Source organism: Oceaniglobus ichthyenteri (assembly GCF_003057885.1).
In the GTDB taxonomy this organism is placed as follows: domain Bacteria; phylum Pseudomonadota; class Alphaproteobacteria; order Rhodobacterales; family Rhodobacteraceae; genus Oceaniglobus; species Oceaniglobus ichthyenteri.
In genome coordinates, this window is sequence record NZ_QAGK01000001.1 from 28,691 (window position 1) to 55,685 (window position 26,995).

At 57.6% G+C, this 26,995-nt stretch carries 25 protein-coding genes; 7 read left to right on the forward strand and 18 right to left on the reverse strand.

Annotation, left to right across the window (positions count from 1 at the left end; all coding sequences use genetic code 11):
* Positions 1 to 3,450 carry a transcription-repair coupling factor gene (gene mfd / locus C8265_RS00150; RefSeq protein ID WP_108481960.1) on the forward strand — a complete coding sequence of 1,150 codons (3,450 nt, stop codon included), beginning with the start codon at positions 1 to 3 and terminating at the stop codon, positions 3,448 to 3,450.
* Here mfd and C8265_RS00155 read toward each other — a convergent pair.
* Together C8265_RS00155 and C8265_RS00160 are read right to left on the reverse strand one after the other, a co-directional pair.
* A complete protein-coding gene (locus C8265_RS00155; protein WP_108481961.1) occupies positions 3,447 to 4,682 on the reverse strand; it encodes a multidrug effflux MFS transporter in 1,236 nt (411 codons plus the stop codon). The two genes, mfd and C8265_RS00155, sit on opposite strands and share 4 nt — an antisense overlap.
* Complete coding sequence (locus tag C8265_RS00160) at positions 4,679 to 5,341, reverse strand: DsbA family oxidoreductase (protein WP_108481962.1); 663 nt, start codon at positions 5,339 to 5,341, stop codon at positions 4,679 to 4,681. Before C8265_RS00160 ends, C8265_RS00155 begins: the two co-directional genes overlap by 4 nt.
* Positions 5,342 to 5,483: 142 nt before the next feature.
* Between C8265_RS00160 and C8265_RS00165 the strand changes: the two genes are divergently transcribed.
* On the forward strand, positions 5,484 to 6,104 hold the full coding sequence (locus C8265_RS00165; RefSeq protein WP_108482469.1) for a helix-turn-helix domain-containing protein: 621 nt from the start codon (positions 5,484 to 5,486) through the stop codon (positions 6,102 to 6,104).
* Positions 6,105 to 6,286: 182 nt separating this feature from the next.
* Here the strand turns inward: C8265_RS00165 and C8265_RS00170 are convergent, their stop codons facing one another.
* Positions 6,287 to 8,113, reverse strand: a complete 1,827-nt coding sequence (locus C8265_RS00170; protein ID WP_108481963.1) for an extracellular solute-binding protein — start codon at positions 8,111 to 8,113, stop codon at positions 6,287 to 6,289.
* A 506-nt stretch (positions 8,114 to 8,619) separates the two neighbouring features.
* Between C8265_RS00170 and C8265_RS00180 the strand changes: the two genes are divergently transcribed.
* Positions 8,620 to 9,393: a 3-hydroxybutyrate dehydrogenase gene (locus tag C8265_RS00180; RefSeq protein WP_108481965.1), complete on the forward strand. Its 774-nt coding sequence runs from the start codon at positions 8,620 to 8,622 to the stop codon at positions 9,391 to 9,393.
* Entirely contained in the window at positions 9,390 to 10,412 is a 1,023-nt protein-coding gene (locus C8265_RS00185; RefSeq protein WP_108481966.1) for a patatin-like phospholipase family protein, read from the forward strand. Before C8265_RS00180 ends, C8265_RS00185 begins: the two co-directional genes overlap by 4 nt.
* A gap of 2 nt (positions 10,413 to 10,414) precedes the next feature.
* On the opposite strand, the gene C8265_RS00190 is transcribed toward C8265_RS00185, so the two are convergent.
* Genes C8265_RS00190 through C8265_RS00200 form a run of 3 tightly spaced genes read right to left on the reverse strand, consistent with a single transcriptional unit; the run spans position 10,415 to position 12,996 of the window.
* Entirely contained in the window at positions 10,415 to 11,116 is a 702-nt protein-coding gene (locus C8265_RS00190; protein WP_108481967.1) for a DUF502 domain-containing protein, read from the reverse strand.
* 54 nt (positions 11,117 to 11,170) lie between these two features.
* The gene (locus C8265_RS00195) at positions 11,171 to 12,097 is read right to left on the reverse strand and encodes a pseudouridine-5'-phosphate glycosidase (protein WP_240610927.1); all 927 of its coding nucleotides are present in this window, start codon (positions 12,095 to 12,097) and stop codon (positions 11,171 to 11,173) included.
* 11 nt (positions 12,098 to 12,108) lie between these two features.
* Positions 12,109 to 12,996: a PfkB family carbohydrate kinase gene (locus C8265_RS00200; protein WP_108481969.1), complete on the reverse strand. Its 888-nt coding sequence runs from the start codon at positions 12,994 to 12,996 to the stop codon at positions 12,109 to 12,111.
* Positions 12,997 to 13,282: 286 nt separating this feature from the next.
* Between C8265_RS00200 and rpsB the strand changes: the two genes are divergently transcribed.
* Positions 13,283 to 14,149: a 30S ribosomal protein S2 gene (rpsB, locus tag C8265_RS00205; RefSeq protein ID WP_108482470.1), complete on the forward strand. Its 867-nt coding sequence runs from the start codon at positions 13,283 to 13,285 to the stop codon at positions 14,147 to 14,149.
* Between the two features lie 102 nt (positions 14,150 to 14,251).
* Entirely contained in the window at positions 14,252 to 15,127 is an 876-nt protein-coding gene (tsf, locus tag C8265_RS00210) for a translation elongation factor Ts (protein WP_108481970.1), read from the forward strand.
* 323 nt (positions 15,128 to 15,450) lie between these two features.
* Here tsf and C8265_RS00220 read toward each other — a convergent pair whose 3' ends face one another.
* From C8265_RS00220 to C8265_RS00260, 9 genes are all read right to left on the reverse strand, one after another.
* Positions 15,451 to 16,206 (reverse strand): helix-turn-helix transcriptional regulator, encoded by a 756-nt coding sequence (locus C8265_RS00220; protein ID WP_108481972.1) that lies wholly within the window; start codon positions 16,204 to 16,206, stop codon positions 15,451 to 15,453.
* A 5-nt stretch (positions 16,207 to 16,211) separates the two neighbouring features.
* On the reverse strand, positions 16,212 to 16,646 hold the full coding sequence (aroQ, locus tag C8265_RS00225; protein WP_108481973.1) for a type II 3-dehydroquinate dehydratase: 435 nt from the start codon (positions 16,644 to 16,646) through the stop codon (positions 16,212 to 16,214).
* Positions 16,647 to 16,832: 186 nt separating this feature from the next.
* Positions 16,833 to 17,522, reverse strand: a complete 690-nt coding sequence (gene phoB / locus C8265_RS00230; protein WP_108481974.1) for a phosphate regulon transcriptional regulator PhoB — start codon at positions 17,520 to 17,522, stop codon at positions 16,833 to 16,835.
* Positions 17,523 to 17,525: 3 nt separating this feature from the next.
* Positions 17,526 to 18,239, reverse strand: coding sequence for a phosphate signaling complex protein PhoU (gene phoU / locus C8265_RS00235; RefSeq protein WP_108481975.1), 714 nt, complete (start codon positions 18,237 to 18,239; stop codon positions 17,526 to 17,528).
* Between the two features lie 11 nt (positions 18,240 to 18,250).
* Entirely contained in the window at positions 18,251 to 19,045 is a 795-nt protein-coding gene (gene pstB, locus C8265_RS00240; RefSeq protein WP_108481976.1) for a phosphate ABC transporter ATP-binding protein PstB, read from the reverse strand.
* 13 nt (positions 19,046 to 19,058) lie between these two features.
* The gene (pstA, locus tag C8265_RS00245; RefSeq protein WP_108481977.1) at positions 19,059 to 20,390 is read right to left on the reverse strand and encodes a phosphate ABC transporter permease PstA; all 1,332 of its coding nucleotides are present in this window, start codon (positions 20,388 to 20,390) and stop codon (positions 19,059 to 19,061) included.
* A complete protein-coding gene (gene pstC, locus C8265_RS00250; protein ID WP_108481978.1) occupies positions 20,387 to 21,835 on the reverse strand; it encodes a phosphate ABC transporter permease subunit PstC in 1,449 nt (482 codons plus the stop codon). Before pstC ends, pstA begins: the two co-directional genes overlap by 4 nt.
* Positions 21,836 to 21,896: 61 nt before the next feature.
* Positions 21,897 to 22,934 (reverse strand): substrate-binding domain-containing protein, encoded by a 1,038-nt coding sequence (locus tag C8265_RS00255; RefSeq protein ID WP_108481979.1) that lies wholly within the window; start codon positions 22,932 to 22,934, stop codon positions 21,897 to 21,899.
* A gap of 96 nt (positions 22,935 to 23,030) precedes the next feature.
* Positions 23,031 to 24,077, reverse strand: a complete 1,047-nt coding sequence (locus C8265_RS00260; protein ID WP_108481980.1) for an ATP-binding protein — start codon at positions 24,075 to 24,077, stop codon at positions 23,031 to 23,033.
* Between the two features lie 255 nt (positions 24,078 to 24,332).
* Between C8265_RS00260 and C8265_RS00265 the strand changes: the two genes are divergently transcribed.
* Positions 24,333 to 24,656 carry a hypothetical protein gene (locus tag C8265_RS00265; RefSeq protein WP_126623123.1) on the forward strand — a complete coding sequence of 108 codons (324 nt, stop codon included), beginning with the start codon at positions 24,333 to 24,335 and terminating at the stop codon, positions 24,654 to 24,656.
* On the opposite strand, the gene C8265_RS00270 is transcribed toward C8265_RS00265, so the two are convergent.
* From C8265_RS00270 to gmk, 3 genes are read right to left on the reverse strand one after another with little or no spacing between them, the layout of a single operon-like run.
* Positions 24,653 to 25,837 (reverse strand): trans-sulfuration enzyme family protein, encoded by a 1,185-nt coding sequence (locus C8265_RS00270; RefSeq protein ID WP_108481982.1) that lies wholly within the window; start codon positions 25,835 to 25,837, stop codon positions 24,653 to 24,655. The two genes, C8265_RS00265 and C8265_RS00270, sit on opposite strands and share 4 nt — an antisense overlap.
* Complete coding sequence (locus C8265_RS00275) at positions 25,830 to 26,357, reverse strand: gamma carbonic anhydrase family protein (RefSeq protein WP_108481983.1); 528 nt, start codon at positions 26,355 to 26,357, stop codon at positions 25,830 to 25,832. Before C8265_RS00275 ends, C8265_RS00270 begins: the two co-directional genes overlap by 8 nt.
* Complete coding sequence (gene gmk, locus C8265_RS00280) at positions 26,354 to 26,992, reverse strand: guanylate kinase (protein WP_108481984.1); 639 nt, start codon at positions 26,990 to 26,992, stop codon at positions 26,354 to 26,356. The genes C8265_RS00275 and gmk overlap by 4 nt, the downstream gene beginning before the upstream one ends.
* Positions 26,993 to 26,995 lie beyond the last annotated feature (3 nt).

Here is a 26,995-nt window from a genome sequence, read left to right on the forward strand (position 1 = left end):
ATGTCAGATTCAAAACATATCACCGTTTCCGGCGCGCCCGAAGGGTTTGATGCCCGTCTGTTGGCCGACGAATTGGCCAAATCCGGCACGGTCGTGCATGTGGCGCGCGATGATAAACGTCTGGCCGCGATGCGCGGCGCGCTGGAGTTCTTTGCGGCCCAAGCCACGGTCATCACATTTCCGGGATGGGATTGTCTGCCCTATGACCGGATATCGCCCAATGCCGATATTTCGGCCACGCGGATGGCCACCTTGGCCGCTCTGGCGCATGGTATGCCGGGGCCGTTCATTTTGTTAACCACGTTGAACGCGGCCACACAACGGGTGCCCGAACGCGCCCTGTTGAAAGAGGCGGCGTTTTCGGCCCGTGTGGGCGAACGTATTGACGAGGCGGGCCTGCGCAATTTTCTGGTGCGCATGGGATTCACCCAAGCGCCAACAGTGGTTGAACCGGGCGATTATGCCGTGCGCGGTGGCATCATTGATGTCTGGCCCCCCGGCGAAATGGGGCCGGTGCGGTTGGATCTGTTTGGCGATGTGTTGGACGGCGCGCGTCGGTTTGATGCGGCCACCCAGCGCACAACCGAAAAACTGTCGGTGATCGAACTGGCGCCGGTGTCCGAGGTGATTTTGGACGAACCCGCCATCACCCGATTCCGGCAGAATTACCGGATCGAATTTGGCGCGGCGGGCACCGATGATCCGCTGTATGAGGCGGTATCGGCGGGGCAAAAACGCGCCGGGATCGAACATTGGTTGCCGTTCTTTCACGAACGCTTGGAAACCCTGTTCGATTACCTGCCAACCGCGTCATGGATGTTGGACGATCAGGCCACCGGCGCGCGGCTGGCGCGGTGGGACAGTATCGCCGATCAATATGACAACCGCCGCGATGCGATGCTGAGCAAAAAACGCATGGACAGCGTGTATAAACCCGCGCCGCCGGGATTGTTGTATCTGGATGATGCGGCGTGGGAAAAGGCGATCAAAGGGCGGCGTGTGCTGCAATTAAACCCGTTGCCGCAATCCACCGGGCCGGGGGTGATCGACGCAGGCGGGCGTATCGGGCGCAATTTTTCACCCGAGCGGCAACAGGAAAACGTCAATCTTTTCGAAGCTTTGGCGGGACATGTTCGCGCAAAGCGTGAAGAGTCCCAGGTGCTGATCGCAAGCTATTCCGAAGGCGCGCGCGAACGCCTGTCGGGCTTGCTTGAGGATGAGGGCCTGACCCAGCCAACCCTGATCACCGATTTCCGCGATATCCCCGAGGGGCATGGCGGGCTGTTTCTAACCGTCTGGCCGTTGGAGCACGGGTTTGAAGGCAAGGGCCTGTGCGTGGTGTCGGAACAGGATGTTCTGGGTGATCGGCTGATCCGATCGACCAAGCGCAAGAAGCGGGCCGAGAATTTCCTGACCGAAACGCAATCCTTGTCGCCGGGCGATTTGATTGTGCATGTGGATCACGGCGTCGGCATCTATCGCGGGCTTGAAGTGGTCAAGGCATTGGGTGCCGACCACGAATGTATCCTGTTGGAATATGCCGGGGGTGATCGGCTGTATCTGCCGGTTGAAAACGTTGAACTGCTGTCGCGCTATGGCCATGACGAAGGCATGCTCGATAAATTGGGCGGCGGTGCGTGGCAGGCCAAAAAGGCCCGTCTGAAACAGCGGATTCGCGATATTGCCGACCGTCTGATCCGGGTCGCCGCCGAACGGCTGTTGCGCCGGGCCCCGATCATGGAACCGCCCGACGGCATGTATGACGCATTCGCCGCGCGATTCCCCTATCAGGAAACCGATGATCAACAGAGCGCGATTGATGACACTCTGGCCGATCTGGCCGCCGGTGCGCCAATGGACCGGCTGATTTGCGGCGATGTGGGCTTTGGCAAAACCGAGGTGGCGATGCGCGCCGCCTTTGTGGCCGCGTTGAACGGGCATCAGGTGGCAGTGATTGCACCCACAACCCTGTTGGCACGGCAGCATTTCAAAGGCTTTGCCGAACGGTTTCGCGGCTTTCCGGTTGAGGTGCGGCAATTGTCGCGCTTTGTTTCGACCCGCGACGCCGCGCTGACCCGACAGGGGATATCGGACGGGACTGTTGATATTGTGATTGGCACCCATGCATTGCTGGCAAAATCGATAAAGTTCAAAGATTTGGGCCTGTTGGTGATCGACGAAGAACAACATTTCGGGGTGAACCACAAAGAACGTTTGAAACAGATGCGCAGCGATGTGCATGTGCTGACCCTGACCGCGACACCGATTCCGCGTACCTTGCAATTGTCGCTGACCGGGGTGCGCGACCTGTCGATCATCGGCACCCCGCCCATCGACCGGTTGGCGATCCGCACCTATGTGTCCGAATTTGATACGGTCACATTGCGCGAGGCGCTGTTGCGCGAACATTATCGCGGCGGCCAATCGTTCATGGTGGTGCCGCGCATCACCGATCTGCCGGATATGGAGCAATTCCTGAAGGATCACGTGCCCGAAGTCAGCTATATCACCGCCAATGGACAGATGGCGGCGGGTGAGCTGGATGATCGGATGAACGCCTTTTACGATGGTAAATACGATGTGTTGCTGGCCACCACGATTGTTGAATCGGGGCTGGATATTCCCACCGCCAACACGATGATCGTGCACCGCGCCGATATGTTTGGACTGGCGCAACTGTATCAGATTCGTGGTCGCGTCGGGCGCAGCAAAACCCGCGCCTATGCGTATTTAACCACGAAACCACGCAGCAAACTGACCCCGGCGGCGGAAAAACGGCTGCGCGTTCTTGGATCACTCGACAGTCTGGGCGCCGGATTTACCCTTGCGTCGCAAGATCTGGATATTCGCGGGGCAGGCAATTTGGTGGGTGAGGAACAGTCGGGGCAGGTGAAGGAAGTCGGATACGAGCTGTATCAATCCATGCTGGAAGAGGCGATTTCCAAGATCAAGGCGGGCGAATTGGAGGGGCTGGTTGACGGTTTGGACGATGGCCAATGGTCACCGCAAATCAATCTGGGCGTGCCGGTTCTGATTCCCGAAGATTACGTTCCCGATCTGGATGTGCGGCTGGGCCTCTACCGCCGCCTCTCGGGCCTGACCACCAAGGTGGAATTGGAAGGGTTTGCCGCCGAGCTGATCGACCGGTTCGGCAAATTGCCGCGCGAGGTGAACAGCCTGTTGTTGGTTGTGCGCATCAAGGCCGAATGCAAACGCGCCGGGATTGCGAAACTTGACGCCGGGCCGAAGGGCGCGACGATCGTGTTTCACAATGACAAATTCGCCAACCCCGCCGGGCTGGTCGAATTTATCACCGAACAGGATGGTCAAGCCAAGGTGAAAGATAACAAAATCATCGTGTTACGTGATTGGACCAAAACCGCCGACAAGATCAAAGGCGCGTTTGCCATTGCGCAAAGCCTGGCAAAACACGCCCGTGCCAAACCCTAGGGGGTTGGCACGGTGGTGCGCGGCGTTGGGTCCGCCTCGCGGGATTTGCGCATCAGCCACCAGGCCAGCGCCGAACACAGGAACGTGCCCATCATCACCGGCAATGTCGTGCCGTTGAACGCCAGGCCAATTGGCACCGCAATCAACACCGACAACACGGTCGAAACTCCGCCCACGGTCGATGCGGCCATGCCGGCAATATGGCCCATCGGTTCCAACGCCAGCGCATTGAGATTGCCAAAGGTCAGCCCGGCCAAAAAGAACACCGAAACCACCCAAACAAAGAACAGCGGAAACGCCAGCGGTGCAGGAACGATACCGGCGCTGTTGGCCAAAAGCAGAACCGCCGAAATCACCGTTTGACTGGAAAACGCGGCAATCGCCAGACGCCGCATGCCCAGACGCATGACAAGCCGCGCATTGATCACCGTCGCGCTGCCCGAAACAATGGCGATGGCCATGAACCACAACGGAAAACTGTCGCCGCGCCCAAACACTTCGTCAAACAACTGCTGGATCGAGCTGAGCATCGCGAACAGTTGCGCAAACCCCAGAGATAGCACCGCGATATAAAGGCGCACCATCGGGTGGCTTACCACCTCGACCAAGGCGCGTTTCAGCGGCGCAAAGGCCAGCGCGCGGCGGTGTTCGGGGGCCAGTGTTTCGGGTTGGCGCAAGGTCATCCAAAACGCGCCAATCATCGAAAACCCGACAAATGCAACAAAGATCGAACGCCAGCCAAATGCCGCAATGATAAGCGAGCCGGTAAACGGCGCGATGGCCGGGACCAGAATGAAAATCATCGTCACAAAGGACAGGATTTGCGCCATCCGTCGCCCCGCATACAGATCGCGAATCATCGCCGTTGACACGATACGCGGCCCCGCCGCGCCCAGCCCCTGCACCAGACGCGCAAACAGCAGGGTTTCCAACGTGGGTGCAAAGGTTGCCACAATGGCGCCAAACGCATAGAGGGCAAAGCCCGCCAGAATCGTGGTTTTGCGCCCGATTGCATCGGAAATAGGGCCGGCAAAAAATGTGCCCAGCCCCATCCCCATGACGAAAGATGTGAGGATCAGCTGCGATTTATTCGGGGCATCGGGGCTGAGTTCGGCGGCAATTTCGGGCAAGACGGGCAACATTGCATCGATGGAAAAGGCCACGGTGGCCATCATCATCGCCATCAGCGCAATAAATTCCCCCTGGCTGAGCGCGCGTTGCGGCCCGGTCATTGCGGCGCACCGTTTTCTGCGGTGGATTGGGCGGCGATATCATCAATGATTTTCAACCACATATCGGTGGATTGCGCGCCGGGCAGGGCATGTGCATTGGCGATGACGAATGTGGGCACCCCCGTCACCCCACGTTCGCGGGTGTGAGCATCTCGGGCGCGAATTTCTTCGACATCGGCATCAGAGGCCAGCAAACGGGCAATCATTTCGCGATCCAGCTCGATCGAGGCGGCGATATCAGCCAAAACCTCGGGGTCGCCAATGTCCAGACCCTGGCGGAAATACCCGTTCATCAATGCCGATTTCGCCGCAGTTTGCCGCCCCTCAAGCCCGGCCCAATGGATCAGACGATGGGCGTTCAACGTATTCGGAGTGCGGGTGATTTTTGACCAATCGATATCAATCCCTGCTGATTTTGCCGCCTGTTCGATCTGTGAATAAACCGCGATCGCCCCGTCTTTGCCGCCAAATTTGGCCTCAAGATAGGCGCGGCGCTCCATGCCTTGGGTGGGCATGTCGGGGTTCAGTTGAAAGGGGTGCCATTCAATGAGGAACGGATGATTGGGGCGCTGTTCCAGCGCGCGGTCAAGCCAGGTTTTTCCGATCAGGCACCAAGGGCAAATGGGGTCAGACAGGATATCGAGTTTCAGGTTTTGCATCTTATGTCTCCGGAACGCAGCCTGATTGCCCTACGCCCCGCTGCGGCCAAAGTCACGCCTTGGGATCAAAATTTGATAAACCGTGATGGGGGCGGTGTGGCGGCACATTGCGCGCCGTGCCAATGTCGGCCATACCAGCGCCATGTCAGATACCGAACCCTCAATCATCCGCCTGGCGCGCAGCGATGGCACCGAAGAGGTGGCCCACCCCGTTGATCTGGGCGCGCGGGTGCGCGATCTGCGCCGCGCGCGCGACTGGACGTTAGAGCAGGCGGCGAAACAGGCCGGATTGGCCCGCTCAACCCTGAGCAAGATTGAAAACGGGCAGATGTCGCCCACTTATGACGCATTGAAAAAGCTGGCCCATGGGTTGCAGATTTCGGTGCCGCAACTGTTTACACCGCCACGTGCCGAAAAGGTAAACGGGCGCATGGCAATCACGCCCAATGGTGCCGGTGCTGCCCATGCCACCGCCACCTATGAGCATGAGCTGTTGGCGGGGACGCTGACCAAAAAACGCATGTTGCCGTACCGCGCCACGATCCGCGCCCGCAGTTTGGAAGAGTTTGACGGATGGGTGCGCCATGACGGCGAAGAATTGCTGTACGTTCTGACCGGCACCGTGCGGTTGTGCACCGAGTTTTACGAGCCCGTCGAGATGCGCCGTGGCGACAGCGCCTATTACGACGCGACCATGGGTCATAACGTGATTTCCACCAGTCAGGAAGATGCGACCATTTTATGGGTCACCACGCTGGATTGACCGGGCGTGACCAAGCGGAGCGGGCTTGCGCCCGCATTTCATTCTGTGTCGGTGTGTAAACGGGCAGTCACCCGCCATCGCCAAGGTGGTTCATGTGGTGGGGTCGGATGCCTCCGGCGGGGATATTTCGGGCAAGAAAAAGCCGGGCGCGCCCCGGATTTGCGGTCGGGGGCGCGGTTGGTTCAGTTTTCGTACCACCAGATATCGGGCTGGAACCCTTGCCAATCGCCATAGGCGGGAATGGTTTCGGGGTATTTCAATGACTTGGCATGGGCAATGTAGGACACCGGATTGTGCCAGATCGGAATTACGTAGCGCCCCGAGGTCAGCACCCGGTCAAGTGCGCGGGTGGCGGCGACGAAATCATCGCGATCGGTAGCGTTGAGCATGGTATCAATCATCGTTTCGGCGGCCGGGCTTTTCATGCCCATCCAGTTGCGCGATCCGGGGGTGTCGGCGGATTGCGCGCTCCAATACAGCATCTGTTCATTGCCCGGAGACAGGGACAGACCCCGCGTGTAATAGGCCATGTCGAAATCAAACGATTGGGTGCGTTCCTTGTATTGGGCGGCGTCAATGGCAGTGATCGTTGGGTTGATGCCGATGCGGTTCAGCGATGCGGTATAAAGATCAACGATTTGCTGGGTCTGGGTGTCACCCTGATTGAGCACGATTTCGAAGGTGAAAGGCGTTGCGTTTGCATTTTTCAGCGTGCCGCCCTGGACCGTCCAACCGGCCTGTTCCAGCAGATCAAGAGCTGCGGCCAGATTTTTGCGATTACGTTCTGATCCATCGCCCTGGGGCAGGGTATAACCGCTTATTGCGCCGGGCAGCAGATCATCGGCGAAGGGTTGCAAAAGATCAGCAACCGGCGCGGGGGCCGGGCCGGGCACCATACCCAGAACCGAATTGCCAAAATACGATGTGATGCGCGGGTTCACGCCACCATTCAGCGTTTGGTTGATGAACTCAAAGTTGAAGGCATGAATCATCGCCTCGCGCACGCGCCAATCGGCAAAGACCGGATTGCGGGTATTCATCACCAGACCGCTGATGCCGGTGGGCCGTTGGTGGGGGATTTCCGATTTCACCACGTCGCCCGATCTTACCGCCGGAAAATCATATTGCGTGCGCCACTTTTCTGCGTTGGTTTCGCGCATCGTGGTCAGCAGCCCGGCTTTGAACGCTTCGAACATGGCGGTGGCATCGCCGAAAAACTCCATGCGGATTTCATCGAGGTTATTGGTGCCCTTGCGAAATGGCAAATCGGCGCCCCAGTAATCGGGATTGCGTTTGAGCTGTACAAAACGCCCCGGGTCGAAATCGGCAATGACATAGGGCGCGCTGCCGATGGGGATGTCATCAATACCCGACGCGGCAAAATCCTTGCCCTGCCACTGTGATTTTTTCAGGATCGGGCGCATTCCCATGATCAGCGCCAGTTCACGATCGGCCACATTGAAGGTGAATTTGACCGAACGCGCGCCGGTTTGCTCCATCTTGGCGACCTTGGACCAAGTGCCGAGGTAGCGGGGATGGCCGACGGTGCCCAGTGTTTCATAGCTCCACATCACGTCTTCCACCGTGACCGGGCTGCCGTCAGAGAATTTGGCCGCCGGATTCAGGGTAAATTCAACCCAGGTGCGCGCGGGATCGGTTTCAACTGATTCGGCCAGAAGACCGTATAATGTGAACGGTTCGTCATAGCTGCGCCCCAGCAGGGATTCAAAAGCCAGAAATTGCAGCTGCCAAGGCACGCGCCCCTTGAGGATGAACGGATTAAGGGAATCAAACCCGCCGACTTCGCCTTGAACGATCCGCCCGCCCTTGGGGGCATCGGCGTTTACAAATGGCAAAGACACAAAATCCGGTGGGTTGGCCGGGTCGCCATACATAGCTATGCCATGTTCTGGTTCGGCCTGCGCGATTGTGGCGGCCAACATGGCGGCCAGAAACGGGGCCAACGCGCGGGTTGTTTTGGCGATGCGTGGGAAACGATGAATGCTCATCTTGGGTATTGTCCTTTCGTTCCCGAAAAATTTACCCGACTTTACGGGGGTATCCGTGTCAATTCAAACTTTTAGCTTGGAGAGTGGGCCGGGATTGGGTATAAGTGAGTCACTGCTCGATAGGTTTCTTGCCTGTATGAAACCTGCCTCAATAACTCAGCGCCCGCCTTGTGCGGGCGTTTTTTTCGTTTGTTCCGGCAGGTTTGAAGGCCGTTGTTGAACGGTAACCTGCACTGGGATCCTTCGCCGGGATTGATTAAACCCCTTATAGGCTTGACCTTTTGCAACTATTGCCGTTTTGCGGCGCGGCGGTGCCGGGTATTTGGGCCGACTGCCGCCATGGGGGCGAATGGGCGCTGTGCGATCCACCCGGTTGTATATATCCCACCGGCGAACCCTTGGCGAATCACTTTGACCATGTTCGTTAATATCGCCGCTCTGGCCCATGGTCATTGCCGCGTGAACGGTTAAAATGGCCAAAACCACCATGTATTTTAGGAGCGTCCATGTCACTTTCGGGAAAAACCGCGATTATCACCGGCAGCAATTCAGGGATCGGCCTGGGGATCGCGTGGGAATTGGCCCGTGCGGGCGCGAATGTCGTGCTGAACTCATTCACCGACAACGAAGAAGACCATGCCTTGGCGCGCGAGATCAGCGCCGAAACCGGCACGTCGGCCCGGTATATCAAGGCCGATATGTCAAAGGGCGACGAATGCCGCATGCTGATCGAACAGGCCGGGGCGTGTGATATTCTGGTAAACAACGCAGGCATCCAACATGTCGCCGCGATTGATGAATTTCCGACCGAAAAATGGGATGCGATCATTGCGATCAACCTGACCTCATCGTTTCACACAACCGCGGCGGCGTTGCCGATGATGCGCAAGGCGGGATGGGGCCGGGTGGTGAACATTGCCAGCGCCCATGGATTGACGGCCAGCCCTTATAAATCGGCCTATGTGGCGGCCAAACACGGCATTGTCGGGATGACCAAAACCGTTGCCTTGGAAACCGCGCAAGAGCCGATCACCTGCAACGCGATTTGCCCGGGATACGTTTTGACCCCCTTGGTCGAGTCGCAAATTCCCGACACGATGAAAGAATACGACATGGATCGGGAAACCGTGATCAAAGAGGTCATGTTGCAACGGCAACCGTCGAAAGAATTCGCCACGGTTGAACAATTGGGCGGCACCTGTGTGTTTCTGTGTTCGGATGCGGCGGCGCAAATCACCGGCACCACGATCAGCGTTGATGGCGGCTGGACAGCCTTGTGAGGGCGCCCAAGCGGATCAACCTCGCGCTTCAGGGGGGCGGTGCACACGGCGCGTTCACCTGGGGCGTTCTGGATCGGCTGCTCGAGGATGAGCGGCTGGAGATCGCCGCCATATCCGGCACGTCGGCCGGCGCTTTGAATGCCGCCGCGCTGAAGGCAGGGTGGATCGAGGGCGGGGCCAAGGGCGCGCGCGACAATCTGGATTGGTTATGGGGGCAGGTCATGGGCCTGTCCGATACCCGTGTGGCCGATTGGTTTGCCGCGCTCGCGCCGCCGTCGGATGTGTTTAACGCCATGTTGGAAATGTCTGCCGCCTATCTGGCCATTGATGCCAACACCCGGGCCACCAGTCCGTACTCATCCCCGATCGTGATGGAAAATCCGCTGTCTCGGATTGTTGAGCAGTTTCAGTACGATAAGGTTTGCGCCCATGACGGCCCGGCCTTGTTTATCGGGGCGACGAATGTGCGCGACGGCAAGATCAAGATTTTTCAGGGCGACGATATCTGCACCCTCTCAATCCTGGCCTCCGCCTGTTTGCCAACCCTGTTTCGCGCCGTTGAAATTGACGGTGAGGCCTATTGGGACGGCGGTTATACGGGCAATCCGGCGTTGTTTCCGCTGTATGAACCCGAATTTCCCGATGATGTGGTGGTGGTCAACATCAATCCTTTGGTGCGCGCATCGCTGCCACGCACGGCACAGCAAATTGCCAACAGGATCAATGAGATCAGCTTTAATTCATCGCTGCTGCGCGAATTGCGTGCCGTGCGTTTCGTTCAACGGCTTTTGGAGCAGGGTCAGGTGCAACCGGGCACGATGAAGCGGGTTCTGGTGCATATGATTTCGGACGATCCGTTGATGAACGATCTGGGCGTGGCAACAAAAACCATCGCAACGCCTGTGGTCGTATCCCGGTTAAAGGCCGCCGGACGGGCAGCGGCGGATCAGTTTCTGACCGATCATTTCGATCATATCGGGGAACATTGTACCGTCGATCTGGAGAAAATGTTTAGCTGATTTCACTCTGCCGCGCGATTGGGCAATTCGACCGGCGCCACTTGATTTTTGTTGGGATAGACCAGACCGGCGGAAATCACCAGTTTTGCCGCGTCTTCAACCGACATGTCCAATTCGATGATTTCGGATTCCGGCACGAACAACAAAAAGCCGGACGTGGGGTTGGGCGTGGTCGGCAAGAACACCGATACCTTGCCTTCGTCGGCAGGTATCTTTCGTTCGATTTCGCCCTTGGCTTTGGTTGATACGAACGCAATGGCCCAGATTCCGCGGCGTGGATATTCAACCAGACAAGCCCGATCAAACGAAGTGTCGGTCTGGGCAAACACGGTTTCTGCGATTTGTTTCAAACCGTTATAGACCGATCTGACCACCGGCATCCGATCGACCAGGTTTTCTCCCCAGCGGATCAGGGACCGCCCGATCAGCCCCTTGGCCAACCACCCGACGACGACCGTAAACACTAAAAAGATGATGACTCCGACACCGCGCAGATTGATGCCGATATAGTTTTCAGGCCGGAACCGGCCCGGCACAAACGGCAACACCCAGCCATCGATCCAGCCCACAACCGACCAGATCAACCACATGGTCAGCCCGATCGGGGCAATCACCACCAACCCGGTCAGAAAACTGCCGCGGATGCTTGTGAAAAAACTGCGGCGGCGCCGTGGCTCGTGATCGTGGTCCAAACCGATGCTCATTTTTAGGGGTAATCGACCCCCCTCACTTAAGCAGTGCGGGGGGCGCGTGCAATGTTACGCCGTATTTTCTGTGGCATCCGCGCGCAGGGCGCTGATTTCACAGGCGATTTCACCGGCAAGACGGGCATTGTTCAATACCAGCGCGATATTGGCGCGCAGTGATTGTCCTTCGGTCAGTTCAAAAATACGCGCCAACAGGAACGGCGTGACCGATTTTGAGGCAATGCCCTGCGCCTCGGCCTCAGAGATGGCCTGAGCGATGATTGGCGCAAGATCCTGGGGCGGAATTTCTTCGTCGACGGGAATCGGGTTGGCCACCAATTGCCCACCGGGCAGGCCCATATATCCCCGTGTGACATGGGCGGCGGCCACTTCTGTGGCGCTGTCCATCCGCAATGGCGCGCCCAGCCCGGAATCGCGTGACCAGAACGCCGGAAACGAATCCTGACCCATGGCAATCACCGGGACGCCATAGGTTTCCAGAACCTCCAGCGTTTTGGGGATATCCAATATCGCCTTGGCCCCTGCGGCAACAACCGTCACCGCCGTTTGTGCCAATTCCGCCAGATCGGCGGAAATGTCGAATGTGGTTTCCGCGCCGCGATGCACGCCGCCAATGCCGCCGGTGGCGAACACTTCGATCCCGGCCAGACGCGCCGCGATCATTGTGGCGGCCACGGTTGTGGCGCCGGTGCCGCCTGTGGCAATACATGCGGCAATATCGGCGCGCGACAGTTTCGCAACCGATTGCGCCTGACCCAGTGCCGTCAGTTCGGATTCTGACAGGCCGATGTGCAACACACCATCAATCACGGCGATGGTCGCGGGCACTGCGCCCGCCTCGCGCACCGTGCGTTCCACCAGCATCGCGGTTTCCACGTTTTGCGGATAGGGCATGCCGTGCGTGATGATCGTGCTTTCCAATGCGACCAATGGCAGATTGCCTTCGCGCGCTTCTTCGACTTCGGCCGAAAATTTCATAGGTAGTGTCATTATCCCAAATCCCCCGAGACATAGTCAGCTGCCGCGCGCAAGGCGCGATCCAATGCCAATTCTGGCGCATCACCCGATAAATCGGCCGCCATATGCGCCGCCATAAATGTATCGCCCGCGCCGGTCACGCGGGTGACCAGAACCTCGGGCGGTTGTGCCGTGAATATTCCGGTTGGCCCGGCTTCCGCCACGGATTTCCCACCATTGGTCACCAATACCCGGTGCGCGCCACGATCAAACAGGGCCTGCGCGGCGGTCTTGGCATCGTCAAACTGGGTTTTCAGCAAAAGGCCCGCTTCCTCCAGGTTCACATAAAACGTGGCGCAGGGGTGGGCGAACAGGCCCAGCAAACGCTCGGCCTTGCCCGGTGACGCGGGGGCAACCCGAAGATCGGCACGGGCAAACAACGGATCCTGCGCGATTGTGTTCAACAATCCCGTGGTCAGATTGCCATCAAGGGCAATCATGCCGGCAAACGGGGTTGCCGCACTGCCCAGCCGACCATCGGACAGGGCGCGCAAAATCTTGTCGCCTGCGGCCTCTAACGAATGGGCATCGGCCACCGCCGCAATCAGACCATTCGCGCCCTCGATCGCCATATATCGGTCGGTCGGCAGATCATCAGAGCGATACAGAAAATCGGTGATCATCCCAAGGTTGTGACAGGCAGCAATCAGTTCATCGCCCTCGGCGTCACGCCCCACAGAGGTAAGAAGTGCGGCTGACAGATCGAACCGCCGCAATGTCATGGCAATATTCATGGCCACACCGCCGGGCAGACGGGTAATGCGCCCGGGCACGTCCGAACCCACCCGCATGGTGGCGGGGGCGCGGCCGATTATGTCCCATAAAACGGAGCCGATACAAAGGATAGTGGGCGTGTTCATCTGCCGAGTTTTGACCCAGACCGGGGCAGGGCGCAAGACAACAGCGCACCGTGAACCAGAAATCCGGTGGAAAAAGCGCACGATGCGCCATCCGGCTTTGCCTTGGGCGTTTCAATGGGGCATTTTCCGCACGCCACCCTTGCAAGTGCTGTGCAACCGGTGTATCGCCGCCACACTTCACAGGTGGGGCTTGGGCCGTTGCGGGGAGACATCCCGTTACAGTCCGCCGGTTGAGCATATGCTCTGATGGCCCTGCCGAGGCGCAAACCGGAAAAGGAATATGGACATGGCGCTCCCCGATTTTACCCTGCGGCAGCTTTTGGAAGCTGGCGTTCACTATGGTCACCAGACTCAGCGCTGGAACCCACGGATGCAGCAATACATCTATGGCGACCGCAATGGCATCCACATCATGGATCTGACGCAAACTGTTCCGATGTTGGATCAGGCATTGAAGGTCATTCGTGACACCGTGGCCAAAAACGGCCGCATCCTGTTTGTCGGCACCAAGCGGCAAGCGCAAAACCCGGTGGCCGATGCCGCCGAAAGATGTGCGCAATATTACATGAACCATCGTTGGTTGGGCGGCACGCTGACCAACTGGAAAACCGTTTCGCAGTCGATCGCACGTCTGAAATCCATCGACGAAAAGATGGAGCAGGGCGCCGAAGGTCTGACCAAGCGTGAGCGTCTGAGCATGGAGCGTGATCAGGCCAAGCTGAACGCATCGCTGGGCGGTATCCGCGAAATGGGCGGTGTGCCCGATCTGTTGTTCGTAATCGACGTGAACAAGGAAGACCTGGCCATTGCCGAAGCGAAGAAGCTGGGCATTCCGGTTGTTGCCGTGGTTGATTCCAACTGTTCGCCCGATGGCATTGATTACATCATTCCCGGCAACGATGACGCCGCTCGCGCGATCGCGCTTTATTGTGATCTGGCTGCACGCGCTGCGCTGGACGGTATGTCGGCGCAGATGACTGCCGCCGGTGTTGACATGGGCGCCATGGAAGAGGCCGCCGTCGAAGAGGTGCTGGCCGAGCAGGAAGCCGCCAGAATGCCCCTTGGCGATACGAAAATGGACCAGTCGAACAGCGGCATCGCCAAAGATGCGCCTTACGATCTGGACAACAAACCGGCCGAACACAAAGCCTGATTGTTGCGGCGCGCCAGAGATGGCGCGCCACTTCCCAAAATTGCAATCAAGGCGGGCCTGTCCCGGCTTTGATCCCGCCCAATTGAATAAGGAGAGCCAGCTATGGCAATCACCGCTGCACAAGTGAAAGAACTGCGCGATACCACTGGCGCCGGCATGATGGATGCCAAAAAGGCGCTGACCGAAACCGATGGCGACATGGAAGCCGCGGTTGATTGGCTGCGCACCAAAGGTCTGGCCAAGGCTGCCAAGAAATCCGGGCGCACCGCCGCCGAAGGTCTGGTTGCCGTCAAGGTTGATGGCGGCAAGGGTATCGCCGTCGAAGTGAACTCGGAAACCGATTTTGTCGGCAAGAACGCCGAATTCCAAAAGATGGTTTCGGACATTGCCGATGTGGCGTTGACCGTCGACAGTGTTGAGGCGCTGAAAGCTGCTGAAATCAATGGCAAGCCTGTCGAAACCGTTGTGACCGATGCGATTGCCAAGATTGGTGAAAACATGTCGGTGCGCCGCATGTCGTCAATCACCGGCGAAACGGTTGTGTCCTATGTGCACAATGCCGCCGCGGATGGGATGGGCAAGATCGGTGTTCTGGTTGCGCTGTCGGGCGCTGACAATGGCATCGGCAAACAGATCGCCATGCACATCGCCGCCACCAACCCCGCATCCTTGTCCGAGGCCGATCTGGACGATGCCGTGGTGGAAAAAGAAAAGGCCGTTCAGATGGATATCGCCCGCGAAAGCGGCAAGCCAGAAGCCGTGATCGAAAAGATGATCGTGGGCCGGATGAAGAAATTCATGTCCGAAGTGACGCTGCTGAATCAGGCGTTCGTTGTGAACCCCGACCTGACGGTCGAGGCCGCCGCAAAAGAAGCAGGCGTTACCGTAACCGGTTTTGTTCGGCTTGAAGTTGGCGAAGGCATCGAAGTGGTCAAGGAAGATTTTGCCGCCGAAGTTGCAAAAGCCGCCAAAGGCTGAGCAAGTCTCAGATCTGAGAAATTTAAGGCGTGCCATCATGGCGCGCCTTTTTCGTTTCTTTCACAGGGCAAAACGATATTTAAACCTGTGCCGCCCTTTGCATGGTCAGTTCATTGGCGATGTACTGACCATGCAAATTTCGGCTGCGGTATGTGGCGAACAACAAACACATCTGCAACCACCCCAGACGAACACCACCGACCGCACCCGAAACATTGGATAAACCAAAGGCGCATTCCTTGGCCGCAACTGCCGCCACTTACGGAACACGGTGAATATTGCAGGTAAGATAACGTGACGGAAGTGGGGTTTTCCTTACCTGATCACGTGTTTGGTTGTGGCTCAAATACAAAAATCTGATTTTGAAACGTCGCTTTCAGAACCGCTTGCGCAGTGGTCTCAACATCCAGCGCCTCGCGCGCAAGGCGCAGGTGTTTTTCCACCGTGGCCGGGGTCAGCCCCATGATTTCGGCTGCCTCTTGGGTGGTTTTGCCATCGCGCACCCATTCCAGCGCTTCACATTGGCGTTTGGTCAATTGCCGTGCCGGGGAAGAGTAGGGCAGGTTGATCAGTTTCAGATGCGCGACGTTGTTCATGACGATGATATCGCGGCCATGGTGTTTCCAAATCTCTTCCACCTCATCCTGAGACATGCCTTTTTGCGCTGTCAGGGCTATTGCCCCCTTGCTGCGGATTGAAGCATCGCGAAAACTGATGGAATATCCGGCCGTAACGCCGTGTTTGCGGTTGAATTCAACAACTTGGCGTTCACTTTTGGTCATGGAGTCGACGTGATCTGTCCACCAGCTCCAACTGCAGGCCCCGTTGTTTGCAAGGGCCCATTTCACCATCGGCGCATGAAGATACATGCCATCGGACATGAACTTTTCCGCGTAATCCCCTGAATGGTTTGTCATAATCAGAAAATCTTCGCGCGCACCAAGCCCGGTTGCCGTGCGAAATCGGGTAAATCCATACAACAACCGATCAAACCCGTAATCGGCCATTTTTTCACAGTGCAATTGCCAAACATCTTCGACCGTGGTGGCCTCAATAAGGCGTTCAAGATGGTTGATCATGGGCTTCACTCCAAGTGGCGCGCCATTGCTTCCAGCGCAAGGGTGTATCCGTGCGGGCCAAACCCGCAGATTACACCCAGGGCCACTTTGGCGATGTAGGATTGATGGCGAAACGGTTCGCGCGCATGAACGTTGGACAGGTGCAATTCGATCGTCGGGATTTCAGCCGATGAAATCGCGTCCATCAATCCGATTGACGTGTGGGTATAGGCGCCGGCATTTAGGATCAGCCCGCCATGAACACCGCGCGCCGCATGGATCGCATCGATCATGACGCCTTCGTGGTTGGATTGCTGAAACTGCACATCAATCCCCAAACGCGCGGCGTCAGCCTGGCACATGGTTTCGACCTCGGCCAAGGTGGTGCGCCCGTAAACTTCGGGCTGGCGCTGCCCGAGCAGATTAAGGTTTGGGCCATTCAGAATGAGAACCGACGTCATTTTAAGGACTCCTTTACGTTAGCTGTGGCATAAACCCGTGATGACGCAACTGTCGACCCAGATCGGACCATATGAAACAGCTGTTAGGAGAATGTGAGGTTTTCATCAACAATCCGTGCAGTCGGTTAAGGTTTTATTTACATAATACTGATTATGAGCGATACGGATGATCCGTTCACCACCTGCCTATCCAAGCGCATAGCCTGCGCCGCGCACTGTGCGCACCGGATTATCGCCGCCATATTGGCACAGCACTTTGCGCAACCGTCCGATGTGAACATCGACCGTGCGGGTATCGACATACACATCGCGGCCCCAGACCCGATCCAGAAGTTGTTCGCGGCTCCAGACCCGGCCGGGTTTTTCCATGAACATGGTCAGCAATCTGAATTCTGTCGGGCCCAGTTTCACATCGGCCCCCGCGCGCTGTACCCGGTGGGTTTCGGGATCCAACGTAATGTCCTCAAACTCCAACCGCGTGCCCACGGCTGCGGGACGGATGCGGCGCAGTTGCGCGCGCACCCGCGCCATCAGTTCGACCACCGAATATGGTTTGACCATGTAATCATCGGCGCCGGTTTCCAAACCGCGCACCTTGTCCACCTCTTCTGATCGGGCTGATAGCATGATGATTGGCGTGGCGCGGGTTTCGGTGCGAATTTTCAGGCGACGGCACACTTCAATCCCCGATACACCGGGCAGCATCCAATCCAGAACGATAAGATCGGGCGCGTCTTCCGCGACCAGAAGCAGCGCCTCATCACCATTCTGCGCGCTTGAAACTTCATATCCTTCGGCCGTCAGATTATAGGCCAGAACTTCGCGTTGGGCCGGCTCATCCTCAACCACCAGAACGCGGGGCGCATCAACGGTCATCGTCTAGGCTCCCAGCTCGGGCGCATACGAGGTTCGATCCATTTTCTGACGCCCCTCTTCGGGAATTTCCCCGGTCACCAGATAGATCACCTGTTCGGCAATCGACGTGACATGATCGCCCATGCGTTCAATGTTCTTGGCAATGAAATGCAGGTGCATACAGGCGGTGATGTGGCGCGGATCTTCCATCATGTGGGTAATGAATTCACGAAACAGGGCATTATACATCTGGTCCACCTCACTGTCGCGGGCGCGCACGTCTGCGGCCAATTCAACATCTTGCTGAACATAGGAATCCAGCGCATCCCGCAGCATTTTTTCAACTTCGCGTGCCATCCGCCGGATGGCGGTGGATGATCCGTCAATCTGTGGAATTTCTGCCAGGATCGTCGTGCGTTTGGCCAGATTTTTGGCATAATCGCCCAACCGTTCAAGATTTCCGCTTATTTTCATCACCGACAGCACAGTGCGCAGATCCTGTCCCATGGGCGCGCGCAGGGCAATGATGCGCGCCGCCTCTTCGTTGACGCGCTCTTCCAAGGCATCAATCGCCTTGTCACCTGTGCGCACCTTGGTGGCCAATTCGATGTCACGCTCCACCAAAGATGTGGCGCTGTCCAGAATTGCGGCTTCGACGAGGCCGCCCATTTTCATGATCATGGCGATAACGCCTTCGAGATCGCGGTCAAAGGCCGAAGCGATGTGATGGTCTTGCATGGTTCTGCTCCTTACCCGATCCGCCCGGTGATGTAACTTTCGGTGCGCTTGTCCTGAGGGTTGGTGAAGACCTGGCCAGTGTCGCCAAATTCCACCAGATTGCCCAGATGAAAAAACGCCGTGCGCTGTGAAACACGGGCCGCTTGCTGCATCGAATGGGTGACAATCACGACACAGTAATTTTGCCGCAATTCGTCGATCAATTCTTCGACCTGGGCGGTGGCAATCGGGTCAAGCGCGCTGCACGGTTCATCCATCAACAACACTTCGGGTGCCGTGGCGACAGCGCGCGCGATACACAGGCGTTGTTGTTGCCCGCCCGACAGGCCGGTGCCCGGTTGGTTCAGGCGGTCTTTGGCCTCGTCCCACAGGGCGGCCCGGCGCAAGGCGTTTTCCACGATCTCGTCAAGTTCGGTTTTATTGCGGGCCAACCCGTGGATTTTGGGGCCATAGGCCACATTATCATAGATCGATTTCGGGAATGGGTTCGGTTTTTGAAACACCATTCCGACCTTGGCGCGCAACTGCACCGGATCGACCGCTTTATCATAAATGTCTTCGCCATCTAATTTGATATCACCGCGTACCCGGCAAATGCCGATTGTGTCGTTCATCCTGTTGATACACCTTAAAAAAGTGGATTTTCCGCAGCCCGACGGCCCGATAAATGCGGTGACGGTGTTATCGGCAATATCGACGCTCACATCCTTGATCGCGTGGGTTTCGCCATAGTGAACCTGCACATCGCGCGCGGCGATCTTGGGCTGCAAAATGGCTTCACATTCGACACTTAGATGGTCTTTCACGATCTCTCTCTCCTTACCAGCGGCGTTCAAAGCGGCGGCGTAAAATCACGGCAACGGTGTTCATAACGATCAAGACCACCAACAAGGCGATGATCGCCCCCGAGGCCCGTTCGACAAAGGCGGGATCGCTGCGTTGGGTCCAGTTATAGATTTGCACCGGCAACGCGCTGGCCGGGTCAAAAAAACCGTCAGGCGGGGCATCGGGAAATTCTTTGACAAACGCGACCATACCGATCAGCAGCAAGGGCGCGGTTTCGCCCAATGCCTGGGCCAGGCCGATGATTGTTCCCGTCAAAATGCCCGGTGCGGCCAACGGCAGGACCTGGTGAAACACCGCTTGCATCTTGCTGGCCCCCACGCCCAATGCCGCATCACGGATGCTGGGCGGAACCGATTTCAGGCTGGCGCGCGTGGCAATGATGATGGTGGGCAGCGTCATCAGGGTTAACACCAAACCGCCGACAATCGGCGCCGATTGCGGCAATCCGGCGAAGTTGATGAAAATTGCCAACCCCAGAATGCCAAACACGATCGACGGCACAGCGGCCAGGTTCGAGATATTCACCTCGATCAGATCGGTCCATCGGTTTTTGGGTGCGAATTCTTCCAGATATATCGACGCGGCCACGCCGATGGGCAGCGCCAGGCACAACACCACGATCATCATATAGAGCGAGCCCAGTATCGCCACGCCCAATCCCGCCGCCTCGGGGCGCTGATCGCTTGCGTCCGGTTGGGTCAGAAAACCGCGATTGAACTGAACCTTCAACACACCCGCAGCTTTCAAAGCATCGGCCAGCCGCAACTGTTCGACGCTGACATTGCTATCCAAAACAGCGGTTTGCAGGGTGACGCGGCCTTTGTAATACCCGTCAATCCGACCATTGGCGAGAAAGCGAAAGCTTTGGGTGGTGCCGATCAGATCAGGATTGGCAATCACGAAATTGCGCAGTTTGGCTGTGGCCTCTTTGCTGATGATATCGGCGGCATCTTTGGGCGACAGACCGTCAATCACTATCCCCTGCCCGGCCATTTCCACCGCCAGCGCATTACGGATCAACGGCGCATAACCAAATGTCGTGACCTTTTTGATCGTGTCGATATCGCGGGTGCCGGATCTGTCCAACCTGTCTTCGGCCAGTTCAACATCCAGCGTCACAAAGGTCTGGCGAAACGACGAAGCGCCATCGCCGATGATCGAGCTTAGCAGCAAAATCAGCGCCACAATTCCCAGCCCAAGCGCAAGCCTGCCATAAATCCGAAACCGTGTTTCGGCAGCGTTGCGTTTTCGGGTGCGGGTATTTTGCACCAACAGCGATGCGGCGCGCGGTTTTGTATCGCTCATTCATAGTGCTCCCGATAGGTGCGCACGATGATCAGCGCGATCACATTCAGCACAAGGGTGATTGCAAACAGGGTCAGGCCCAAGGCAAAGGCCACCAGGGTTTCAGGCGCGGCAAAATCCGTGTCACCGGTCAGTTGCGACACGATTTTCACGGTTACGGTTGTCATCGCCTCAAACGGGTTCAGATCCATCCGCGCCGCCGCCCCTGCCCCCAGGACCACAATCATGGTTTCGCCAATGGCACGCGATGCGGCCAGCAGCACCGCGCCAACAATGCCGGGCAATGCGGCGGGCAAGACAACCTGCCGTATGGTTTCCGATTTCGTGGCGCCCAGCCCGAATGACCCGTCGCGCAATGTCTGGGGAACGGCGTTGATGATGTCGTCCGATAATGAGCTGACGAATGGTATAAGCATGATCCCCATCACCAGACCCGCCGTCATCACCGAACTGCCCGACTCGCCCCAGCCCATGGGCTGTGCGAAATAATCCCGCAGCAAAGGGCCAACCGTAACCAGCGCGAATAATCCGTAAACGATGGTGGGAATGCCGGCCAATACCTCGATCAGGGGTTTGGCGATGGCGCGGGTTTTCGCCGCGGCATATTCCGACAGATAAATCGCCGCATACAGGCCAATCGGCACCGCCACCAACAGCGCGATTATGCTGATATAAAGTGTGCCCCAAAGCAGTGGCAAAATGCCCAGTTGTGAATTGCCCCGAAAATTCGGCGACCATGTGGTTGAGAAAAAGAAATCGGCAATCTGATACTGGCCAAAGAAATTGATCGTTTCAAACAGCATCGAAAAAACAATGCCAACGGTGGTAAGAATCGCAATCGAGGCGGCAGCCATCAGCATTACCAACACCGCCCGCTCAACCGTGTTGCGCGCCCGAAATGCCGTGTTGGTTTGCCCCATGGCCCAGTAAAATCCGGCAACCGCCAATGTGATCACCACAATCGTGCGCAAAACATCGCCGGTCTGGGTTTTGGCCAAATATGACTGTGCCGCGATCAAAACCACCGGCTCCACCTCTGATCCCAGTGCCACGCCAACTGCCGCCAATGCCGCGCGAATGGTTCCGTCACCCGTGGCCAGCGCGCGCATGTCATCGCCGCTCATGGCGCCCTGTGCGATGGCGGTTTTCAACCCCTCAGCCAACCGGCGCACATCACTCATCACCAGTGTATGTTCGGCTGTGACAGCCGGCAAACCGGCGGCGACGCTGTGTTCGATGAGCATCGGCTGCATCAACATCCATGCAAAAAGAACACCGAAAGACGGTACCAAAACCGCCAGTAAAACATTCAAACCGTAATAATTCGGCAATGAATGCAGCCGCCGGGCATCACCGCCCGCCACCGCCACAGCGCGCCGCCGCCCCATGGCATAGCCGACCGCGCCAAGGGCAAGCAGACTTGCAAAAATCCAGATCAGCGGCATGAAACCCCCAGAAAATGAAAACCGGGGGTGACAGCAATGCCACCCCCGACCGTATTTCAGATTAGTTTGTGACGCCCATCATCTGTTCATCGGCAATCAGGGCCTGCGTTTTGGCCAAGGCCGGATCAGAGACCAAACCGTATTGCGCCAGCGGCCCGTCTGGGCCGGCAATCTCATCCGCGACAAAGAATTCGGCAAATTCCTTGAGTCCGGGGATCACGCCGATATGCGCCTTTTTTATGTAAAAGAACAACGGGCGCGATACCGGATAATCACCGGTTGAAATGGTTTGCGTGTTGGGCACCACATCGTTCATGGTGGCCACTTGCAATTTGTCGGTATTGTTTTCGTAAAATGCCAGACCAAACACACCGATACCGTCTTTGTCGCTGTCTATGCGGGCCAGGGTTTCGGTATAATCGCCATCAATATCAACCGCGCGTCCATCGGTGCGAATGGTCATGCATTTGGCCTCGGCGGTGTCTTCGTCCATTCCGCCATCCAGCATTGCCTGTAAAAATCCGCCGTCTTCACAGCCTTGCAGGATTACCTTTTCCTCAAACACTTCGCGGGTGCCGTGTTTGGTGCCGGGAATGAAAGCCTGAATTGTCTGTGCCGGGAAATCGGGATTTACCTGATCCCAGGTCGCCAATTTGTTTTCCACCAACGCGCCATCAATGAAATGTTCGCGCGCCAATGCCTTGTACCAATCCACCGGGGTAAAGGCAAAGCTGTTGCCGTTGATATCAGAGGCAAAAACAATTCCGTCATAACCAATGCGCACTTCGATCATTTCGCTCACGCCATTATCGGCGCAGGCCTGAATTTCCTTTGCGCGAATTTGGCGGCTGGCATTGGCGATATCGATGGTGTTTTCGCCCACGCCCTGACAAAATTTCTTAAGCCCGGCCGATGATCCGCCGGATTCAACAACCGGTGTGGGGAAATCGAAGTTTTGCCCAAATGCCTCGGCCACAATGGCCGCATAGGGCAGAACGGTGGATGATCCGGCAATCTGTACCTGATCACGGGCGGCGGCGGCGCTGGCGGATAGGGCAGCAATGGCCAGGGCCGAGGCAGACAGTTTCATAACGGACATGGAAGACTCCTGTGGGTGTTTCGATGGCCGCAGACCTAAGCGTGCGATGCTGCCCTTTTGTGAAGGTTGTGTAACAGGAACATGACAATCGGCAGATTAATCGCCGTTCACCGGCAAAAGCACCGAAAATGTGCTGCCTTCTCCCGGTTCGGATTCAATGCGCAGCCGCCCGCGATGGCGGTTAAGTATGTGTTTCACAATCGCCAGCCCCAAACCGGTGCCGCCCATTTCGCGCGCGCGGTGGCTGTCAACGCGATAGAACCGTTCGGTCAGCCGGGGTATGTGCAGCGGATTGATACCTATGCCCTGATCAATCACGTCGATCTTGACTGCCGCACTGCGCAGCGATGGATCCCGCGCAATCGGCCCGGCCCGCACCACGACCGATTTGCCGTCACCGCCATATTTCACGGCGTTTTCAATCAGGTTCTGAAACACCTGTCGCAACTGATCGCCGTCGCCCACCACAATGGGCAGGTCTGCGGCTCCCTCAACGGTCACGCTGACGCCACGCTGCTCGGCCAAGGGCGTCAGCGACACAATAGCAGAGTTCAGCACGTCAGACAGGCTGATCCGGGCCTTGGGGCGCATCCTTTCTTCGCTTTCAACACGGGACAACGACAGCAGATCCTGCACCAACCGGTTCATCCGCGTTGCTTCGTGCGCCATGATCCCCAAAAACCGTTCGCGCGCGTCTGCGTCATCCTTTGCCGCACCGCGCAAGGTTTCGATGAACCCGTTCAGCGCGGTCAACGGCGTGCGCAACTCGTGGCTGACATTGGCGACAAAATCGCGGCGCATCTCGTCGGCCTCCTGGGCGGCGGTTCTGTCTTCAAAGCTGATCAAGACACCGGGCTGTCCCGCGGCCATCAGGGGCGCGGCACTGGCCATCCACACTGTTTCTGCGGGCCCTTGCGTGCCCAGATATCTGGCACGCGTCGCCCCATTGCCCCGCTGCACCGTTTCAATCGCATCAATGATCAAAGGCTGGCGCAAGATCGCAGCATAATGCCGCCCCACCGCCCCGGCACCAAATAAACCCAATGCTTCGGGGTTGCACAGGGCAATGCGATCATCATGATCCACAAATACCGCAGGCAGGTGCAGCGCATTCAGAACCTGGGAAATGGCGTTGATATCCATGGGCTGTATTCCATTCAGGAAAATAATATTGGTAATTTGTCACAGCGTCCCTAAGTAATAGAGAACCAGTGTTCATTTCATTGTCTCCAAAACAATGATGTGATTGTTAGTACGAGTGGCCTTTTGGCATGGGCAGTGTCGCGCGACGAACAACTTCTGATATTTGGTAACACCGTCATGGTAAGACCTTCAAAGATTGAGTATTTCACGCCACCAAGACACAGCGATGACAGCTGTCAGGTCAAGTTGCGTTGTTTGTTTGTCGGCGACGCGTTCAGCTATCGGCGCGCATCGCTGCAAATCGCCCCGGATTTGCGGTTTGACCATTGCGAGATTTTTGAAATCCTTTCTGTCATGCGCCAACCGGTGCATCCCGATCTGGTATTGTCCTTTGCCATTTCACCGATGTTCGATTGTCTGGACCTTGCGCAGCTGTTGCTGCTGAACGGGTTCCGTGGGCGGCAACGGTTTTTGGCCAATGATATCGCCGCACCAAGGATGATTTGCGCCGAAGTACGGCACGCCTGCCCCGAGTTGGATTTCGATATCCTGAAACAGTCTGATTTTTATCTGGCCTAGGCGTGTTTTGCCGCGCTTATTGCTTTGGTGAATTCTTCGATCAGCAGATCAATGGGTTCAACCCCGACCGACACCCGAAACACCCCCTCGCCCAGGCCCAGCGCGGCGCGCCGTTCGGGCGACAGGGCGCGGTGTGATGATGTGGCGGGATGGCTAAGCGTCGTGCCGATATCACCCAAGGTCGGCGCAAAGGCGATGTTTTCTGCCGCCTGAACCAATGCGTTGGTCTGGGTACGCCCACCTTCGATTTCGAATGTCACCATTGCCCCGCCCCGCCCGTTCAGCAGATGCACGGCACGGTTGTGATCGGGATGATCGGAGCGCATCGGATACAACACCCGTTTGACCCCCGGCAAAGGTGCAATCGCATCGGCCAGCGCGGCGGCGTTTTCTTCGGCCCGGTCATAGCGCAGCTCGAATGAATACAGGCCCCGTTCCGCCAGCCAGCAATCAAACGGGCTGGGCGTCAGGCCCAGTGTCACACTGGTTCCCAACATTTCGGCGCCAACTTCCGGGTCGCGCGCGGCGACATACCCCAAGGTCACATCGGAATGGCCGGCCAACAGTTTGGTCACCGAATGGATCACAATATCGGCCCCATGATCAAACGGGCGCACCCCGCGCGGCGTGGTGAACGTATTATCCACCGCCAGCAGAATACCACGATCCCGCGCCAATGCGGCAATCCCGGTCAGATCGGCAACCCGCAAGGTCGGATTGCTGACCACTTCGATCAGGATCATCCGGGTGTTGGGGCGCAGCGCCGCCGCCATCGCCGCCACATCGGTGGGATCGGCCAAAGAGGTCTCGATGCCAAGGCGCGGCAATTCATTGGCCATCATCCGCATTGACCGGCCATACAACTGATCACCGCCCAAGACATGATCGCCGGATTTCAGGCACCCCAACATCGCGGCCGTAACCGCCGCCATGCCAGACCCAAGGATGAAACCGCCACTGGCCCCTTCCATCCCGTCGATTTTCTGCGCCAGAACATCAGCGTTAGGATGGCCTTCGCGGGCATAGGTATAGCCCTGAGCGCGGCCCTCGTATTGATCATCCAGGGCGTCGGGTGACGCGCTGGCATATACCACCGAGGGTTGCAGCGGCGTCACAACCGCGCGCGACGATGACACAGGCCAAGGCGTGCGCCGCACCAGGGTTTTAGGCGTATCAGCCATCAATTTTTCTAAGCCCACGGGCAAAGCGCCAGGCGTTGGCGCGGTATCCTTCGGCCGATTTCAGCAAACCGGCGATGGCGGCCTCGTCGAGTTCGCGCACCACCTTGCCCGGCGCGCCCATCACCAGACTGCCATCGGGGATAACCTTGCCTTCGGTGATCAATGCATTCGCGCCGATCAAACAGCCCTTGCCGATCACCGCGCCATTCAAAACCGTGGCCCCCATGCCAATCAACGATCCGTCACCGATGGTGCAACCATGCAGCATCGCCTTATGGCCAATCGTGCAATTGGCACCAATCACCAGCGGAAAACCCATATCGGTGTGCAACACACAGTTTTCCTGCACATTGCTGCCCTGCCCCACATCGATCCATTCATTGTCACCACGCAGTGTGGCACCGAACCAAACCGAACCTTGGCTCAGCACGCGCACCTTGCCGATAAGGTTGGCATCGGGCGCCACCCAGGCATCGGCGGCGATGCGTGGCGAAATATCGTCCAGGGCATACAGGGTCATGATCGCTCCTCAAATTCATCTTGCAGGGCGCGCACGTGATCCAGCAAATCGGGCTGCTGGCTGCGGCGCAGGCGCTCTGCGGTGATGATGGTTTTCAACCGCTCTTCGGTTTCGTCCAGATTATCGTTGACCAGCACATAATCATAGCCATCCCAATGGCTGATCTCATCCCATGATTTTTGCATCCGTTCGGCGATGATTTCATCGCTGTCCTGATCACGTTCGCGCAGACGACGTTCCAATTCGCGGATCGACGGGGGCAGAATGAAAATGGCCAGGGTATGTTTGCCCAGGGCCGAGTTGCGAATCTGCTGCCCGCCCTGCCAGTCGATGTCAAACAACACATCGCGCCCGGCGCTGATGGCGGTTTCCACCGGGCCCGACGGCGAACCATAGTAATTGCCAAACACCTGCGCATGTTCCAGCATCGCGCCATCGCGCACCATGGCTTTGAACGCGGCCTCATCGACAAAGTAATATTCCCGCCCGTCCTTTTCGCCCGCGCGCGGCGGGCGGGTTGTGGCCGATACGGAAAACCGCAACCCCGGATCCCACGCCATCAACCGGCGCGCCAAGGTGGATTTGCCCGCCCCGGAGGGCGAAGAAAGGATGATCAACAGGCCACGGCGCGCCACAGG

Bases quoted from the DNA above. Each gene is read 5' to 3' on its own strand.
- mfd (WP_108481960.1), top strand. From the start codon at position 1: ATGTCAGATTCAAAACATATCACCGTTTCCGGCGCGCCCGAAGGGTTT.
- C8265_RS00155 (WP_108481961.1), bottom strand. From the start codon at position 4,682: ATGACCGGGCCGCAACGCGCGCTCAGCCAGGGGGAATTTATTGCGCTG.
- C8265_RS00160 (WP_108481962.1), bottom strand. From the start codon at position 5,341: ATGCAAAACCTGAAACTCGATATCCTGTCTGACCCCATTTGCCCTTGG.
- C8265_RS00165 (WP_108482469.1), top strand. From the start codon at position 5,484: ATGTCAGATACCGAACCCTCAATCATCCGCCTGGCGCGCAGCGATGGC.
- C8265_RS00170 (WP_108481963.1), bottom strand. From the start codon at position 8,113: ATGAGCATTCATCGTTTCCCACGCATCGCCAAAACAACCCGCGCGTTG.
- C8265_RS00180 (WP_108481965.1), top strand. From the start codon at position 8,620: ATGTCACTTTCGGGAAAAACCGCGATTATCACCGGCAGCAATTCAGGG.
- C8265_RS00190 (WP_108481967.1), bottom strand. From the start codon at position 11,116: ATGAGCATCGGTTTGGACCACGATCACGAGCCACGGCGCCGCCGCAGT.
- C8265_RS00195 (WP_240610927.1), bottom strand. From the start codon at position 12,097: ATGAAATTTTCGGCCGAAGTCGAAGAAGCGCGCGAAGGCAATCTGCCA.
- C8265_RS00200 (WP_108481969.1), bottom strand. From the start codon at position 12,996: ATGAACACGCCCACTATCCTTTGTATCGGCTCCGTTTTATGGGACATA.
- rpsB (WP_108482470.1), top strand. From the start codon at position 13,283: ATGGCGCTCCCCGATTTTACCCTGCGGCAGCTTTTGGAAGCTGGCGTT.
- tsf (WP_108481970.1), top strand. From the start codon at position 14,252: ATGGCAATCACCGCTGCACAAGTGAAAGAACTGCGCGATACCACTGGC.
- C8265_RS00220 (WP_108481972.1), bottom strand. From the start codon at position 16,206: ATGATCAACCATCTTGAACGCCTTATTGAGGCCACCACGGTCGAAGAT.
- aroQ (WP_108481973.1), bottom strand. From the start codon at position 16,646: ATGACGTCGGTTCTCATTCTGAATGGCCCAAACCTTAATCTGCTCGGG.
- phoB (WP_108481974.1), bottom strand. From the start codon at position 17,522: ATGACCGTTGATGCGCCCCGCGTTCTGGTGGTTGAGGATGAGCCGGCC.
- phoU (WP_108481975.1), bottom strand. From the start codon at position 18,239: ATGCAAGACCATCACATCGCTTCGGCCTTTGACCGCGATCTCGAAGGC.
- pstA (WP_108481977.1), bottom strand. From the start codon at position 20,390: ATGAGCGATACAAAACCGCGCGCCGCATCGCTGTTGGTGCAAAATACC.
- pstC (WP_108481978.1), bottom strand. From the start codon at position 21,835: ATGCCGCTGATCTGGATTTTTGCAAGTCTGCTTGCCCTTGGCGCGGTC.
- C8265_RS00255 (WP_108481979.1), bottom strand. From the start codon at position 22,934: ATGTCCGTTATGAAACTGTCTGCCTCGGCCCTGGCCATTGCTGCCCTA.
- C8265_RS00260 (WP_108481980.1), bottom strand. From the start codon at position 24,077: ATGGATATCAACGCCATTTCCCAGGTTCTGAATGCGCTGCACCTGCCT.
- C8265_RS00270 (WP_108481982.1), bottom strand. From the start codon at position 25,837: ATGGCTGATACGCCTAAAACCCTGGTGCGGCGCACGCCTTGGCCTGTG.
- C8265_RS00275 (WP_108481983.1), bottom strand. From the start codon at position 26,357: ATGACCCTGTATGCCCTGGACGATATTTCGCCACGCATCGCCGCCGAT.